Below are 1,587 nucleotides of genomic sequence, written 5' to 3'. Positions count from 1 at the left end.
CCCGCCGCTCGATCCGGACCCGGGCGCCGCCCGCGCCCGCCTGCTCGGACACGACCCGCAACCCCCGCCCCGCCCAGCCACGCGCACCTTGGCCGAAGCCCGGACCGTTGTCGGCGACGGTGATGACCACCGGCGGGCCCGGCTCGGCCGTCAGCTCGACCTCGCCGACGGGCCCCGCCGCGCGCACGCCGTTGTCCACCAGGTTGGTGATCATGCGCCACAGCGCCAGTTCGTCGGTCACCACCCACACCGCGGCGCCGGGGCGCACCGTCACGGCGGCGCCGGTCGCCTGCGCCGCGACCTGGGCCGCGGCCTCCAGCAACGTGCGGACGTTCACCGGTTTCGGCGCGTCGCCTGCCGCGCTGGCCTGCCGGACGAGATCGAGCAGCCGGGCCGCCTCCTCCGAAATCAAGGTGAGCCGGATTCGCATTCCCGACGGCAGGCTCTCGGTTTTCAGCACCGATTCGGTCAGACAGGACAATGTGAACAAACCGTGCCCCAGATCGTGCAGGACGCCACCGGTGTCGACCGGCCCGAAATCGGGCAAAGGAGAAATGTCCGGAATCATCGCGCACCTCGCGTGGCACCCTGCGGCGTAGTTTCTTCTAAATCGTCCGGACAACGCGGAGGGTTACTCGATTCACCCGCCACGGGGATCCGGACCTACCGCAACGGGTCGAGGCGCAATCATCCTGGTAACGGATTTGCCACAGCGCCTCCGTCGTTAGCCTCGGGTAGTTGAGCGACTACGCGACCCGGAGGACGCATGAGTGACTCGGTTGCGGAAATGCCGCTCGTGCTGATGTACCACTCGGTCGCGCGCTACACCGAGGATCCCTACCTCATCACCGTCAGCCCGGACCGCTTCGAGGCGCAGATGCGCTGGCTCTGGCGGCGGGGCATGCGCGGCGTGTCGATGCGCGCCCTGCTGGCCGGGCACGATCGCGGCACGGCCGCCGGGCTGGTCGGGCTGACCTTCGACGACGGCTACGCGGACTTCGCCGACACGGTGGCGCGCGTGCTGGCCTGGTACGGCTTCACCGCGACGGTGTTCGCCGTGGCGGGCAAGCTCGGCGAGACCAACGACTGGGACGGCGACGGCCCCCGCAAACAACTGCTCGACGCCGAGCAACTGCGCGCGCTCGTCACTTTGGGTATCGAGATCGGTTCGCACGGGATGCGGCACAATCACATTCCCGCGCAGTCGCCGCGAACGGCCGACGAGGAAATCGTCCACAGTCGCGAAGCCCTCGAATCGATCATCGAAGAACCGGTGACGGGTTTTTGCTATCCGTATGGCGACCTGGACCGGGAAACAATAACGTCCGTGCGCTCCGCCGGATACGATTATGCCTGCGCGGTCCACCACAGCGGCTTCGACTCGCGGTTCGCCATTCCCCGCACCTACGTCGGCGACCGGGACCGCGGGCTGCGGTTGCGCGCGAAGCGGCTGCGCCACCGGGTGTCGACCCGGGGCAGCCGGCTCGAACCCGCGGCGCGGGGGTGATCCCCGGTGGTCGCGGTCCTGCACGTCCTCCAGCCCGGCGACGGTGGCGTGGCGGCCTACGTGGCGGCCGCGGCCGCGGA

The 1,587-nt window shown here is 69.6% G+C and carries 2 protein-coding genes; one reads left to right on the top strand and one right to left on the bottom strand.

Translation table 11 applies throughout. The features are described from left to right. The coding region (locus G3I65_RS16235; protein ID WP_160696858.1) for a sensor histidine kinase at window positions 1-568 on the bottom strand (568 nt) is incomplete at its 3' end. A 219-nt stretch (window positions 569-787) separates the two neighbouring features. On the opposite strand from G3I65_RS16235, the gene G3I65_RS16230 reads away from it, so the two are divergent. Then, window positions 788-1,507, top strand: coding sequence for a polysaccharide deacetylase family protein (locus G3I65_RS16230; RefSeq protein WP_160696857.1), 720 nt, complete (start codon window positions 788-790; stop codon window positions 1,505-1,507). Window positions 1,508-1,587 lie beyond the last annotated feature (80 nt).

The organism is Amycolatopsis sp. SID8362, from assembly GCF_010550475.1.
In the GTDB taxonomy this organism is placed as follows: Bacteria; Actinomycetota; Actinomycetes; order Mycobacteriales; family Pseudonocardiaceae; genus Amycolatopsis; species Amycolatopsis eburnea.
Note: the sequence above shows the minus strand (reverse complement) of the source record. Positions and strands in the feature narration are given on the sequence as shown.

Excerpts from the sequence above, each read along its gene's own strand:
- G3I65_RS16230 (WP_160696857.1), top strand. The coding sequence starts at position 788 with ATGCCGCTCGTGCTGATGTACCACTCGGTCGCGCGCTACACCGAGGAT.